The organism is Bradyrhizobium sp. CCBAU 65884, assembly GCF_028128835.1.
Taxonomy (GTDB): Bacteria; Pseudomonadota; Alphaproteobacteria; order Rhizobiales; family Xanthobacteraceae; genus Bradyrhizobium; species Bradyrhizobium ottawaense.
The window spans coordinates 1-2729 of the sequence record NZ_LBJU01000048.1 but is presented as its reverse complement, the minus strand read 5'-3'; the positions used below and the strand labels follow the sequence as shown (position 1 = coordinate 2729).

Here is a 2729-nt window from a genome sequence, read left to right as displayed (position 1 = left end):
CTGTAATGCGAGCGTCGCGCGAGAAGCTGTCGAGACAGTCCGGAGTGCGTAATTTTTGCGACCGTGCCCCCCGAGGCGCTCCGCCAGTCAATGACATCACGAAATAACTGGGCTGTCCCTGCGACCTCGGACAGCGCCATGATGCTCGCGATAGCTGACGAAAAAGGGTGACGGACTGTCCTGCTTCAATCACGACCGACAGGCTGACCGCGGACTCCAAGATTACTCTCCCATCGTGTCCCCGAGTGAGGTGCCCCAGCGCGGGCAGCATGCCGGGGCGAGACGTTGGGCTAGCCAGAAATCGAGCCACGACTCGATCATTATCACCGTGAAAATGTAGAGCAACATCACGCAGCGCTCAAAATCGCAGCGCGTTGCAAATCTGCCCAACACTCCGTGCAGCGGCGGTAGGATACTCGTTCGCGCGTTGAGGTGCAGTCCGAGCACACGCGAGAAAACGGCAGTTGCCAATCGCGCACAAGAAAATCTCACGTCCTGAAAAACGACTAAGTTACTATCGCAACCAAGGGCTGTCCACCGGAAAGAAAGCAGCTTCGCTACCGTAATTGTCCGGTGGTTTGCTAAAGTAGTCGTCCGTGAAGAGTGGCTAAGCGATTGAGCTAGAATCGCATTTGTCGTTGTGGACTGTTTTGCGTTTGCAGGGGTTTGATGCTTCGTGCGTCGGAACCTTGCAATTTCATTTTCAGGATTGATGGGGATAGGGGGACGTCTCGCGACGCCACCCCTCCCACACCACCGGGCATACGGGTCCGTACCACGGCGGTTCGATCGAGTTAAACCGGCACAGGCATGAAGATTCGGGGGAGACCAAGAGAGTCGAACACCTGATTTCGTAGGGCGTGTTGAACCGCCGGGTGTCCGGACATGCGCCAGAGTCCCGTCCGTGAACCGGCAGCGACCGATGCGGCGAACTTCGCGATGCCGAGGCGGCGAAGCTCCGTGAATCGGTTATGCCCGTTCCGCCATTGCCGCCAGAGATACATTCGCAGTCTCCGGCGGATCCAGGCTTCCAGGTTTGTGAGCACGCGCGGGGTCTGGCAGAAGCCGAAGTACCCGCGCCATCCGATGAGGTATGGCGTGAGGTCTGCGATCATCTGTTGCAAACTGATCCCTCGCGTCCGGCATGTGATCTCCCGGATTCGGTCTTTGAATTTGTCGAGGGCTTTCGGCGCAATGCGTCGCTCGCTCCCGTCATTCGCAATGCTGAATCCGAGAAATTTACGTTCCTCGGGTCGCGCCACCGCGCTTTTGGCCTCGTTGACTTTCAAGCGGAGCTTGTTGGTCAGGAACCGGCTTATCGAGGCCCTCACCCTTTCGCCGGCGTGGAGGCTGCGAACATAGATGTTGCAGTCATCCGCGTAACGGCAGAACCGGTGACCACGACGAGCCAATTCCTTGTCGAGATCGTCGAGCACGATATTACTGAGGAAAGGCGAGAGCGGACCGCCTTGCGGGGTCCCTTCGTCCACCGGTCGGACCAAACCGTCTTCCAATACCCCGGCATTCAGGAATGCCCGGATAAGCTTGAGCACGCGTTTGTCAGGTATTCGTGCGGCGACGCGCGACATCAGGATGTCGTGGTTAACTCGGTCGAAAAATCTTTCCAGATCGAGATCAACCACTACGTTGTAGCCATCGGCGACGTAACGCTGTGCCTGGGCTACAGCCTGGTGGGCGGAACGCCCCGGCCGAAATCCGAAACTGTGCTCCGAAAACGTCGGATCCCATCGCTCTTGGAGAACTTGCAGCATGGCTTGTTGAATCAGGCGGTCGACGACACAGGGGACGCCGAGTTTTCTGATCCCGCCATCCGGCTTCGGGATTTCTACCCGCTTAACCGGCTGCGGCCGATATTTTCCGTCAAGCAGTTGAGACCGAATGTTTGGCCAGTGCTCACGCAGGAAGGCCTTCGCGTCGTCGATGGTCATCCCATCAACGCCAGGGCTTCCTTTGTTCCTTTTAACACGCTTCCACGCTCTTTCGAGGTTCTCTCGGTCGCACACCTCCTCCATTAATTGTTCTGTGAAAGTCGAGCTTTCGGTGGCTGATTTCGCCATGAATGGTTCGGTCTCCTTGTCACCGCGCGCCGGGGCTTCACCCCACTCCTTCGGTTCCAAGGCCAGCGCTTGCTGGTTGTTCTGCCGCTTTCTATTCACAAGATACCAGTCCTACTTGCTTCTCTCGATCGTTCGGGCCTTCGGCCATCGTTTCCGGCTCCGCCTATCTGTTTCTCCACCTTTCGGCCTTGGAGTGCCTCAATAGCTTTGCCGACAGCCTGACCTAATACGCCCTCTGCTGACTTCTGCCCGGCGGTCAGACGACCTCGCGGTCGTCTCAGTCGCCCGAGGGCGACACCGGGCAGATCTCCCGGGGTAAGCTCAATCGCCTTCGGTGCGTAACCGCCGGATCTACGCTTCGCGTCCTTGATGGATCTGGACTTCGCGATGTGTCGCCCGCTCGTCCGACGCTTGCGCCTCATATCCGGTTTTTGTTCATCGGCTCGCACCTTTGATCCACGCTTCCTTCAGACCCCGCCTCGCGACGGTAGCCCTTGCGTTTCACTAACCCTTCACCTCCATCAGGTCGGGTAGAAGACTTTCACTTCCGAGCTATTGAGCATGCCCGGCACACAACGAAGCCGCTGGCGCGGCATGTAGGGAAGCATAGCAAGGATTGCCTCCTGTCTGAGAGGATTGCGGGTTTTCGAA

General features: G+C 57.9%; 1 protein-coding gene. It reads right to left on the bottom strand.

The window, feature by feature from the left end; genetic code table 11:
* Positions 1-794 precede the first annotated feature (794 nt).
* The gene (ltrA, locus tag XI03_RS01745; RefSeq protein WP_271591123.1) at positions 795-2177 is read right to left on the bottom strand and encodes a group II intron reverse transcriptase/maturase; all 1383 of its coding nucleotides are present in this window, start codon (positions 2175-2177) and stop codon (positions 795-797) included.
* Positions 2178-2729 lie beyond the last annotated feature (552 nt).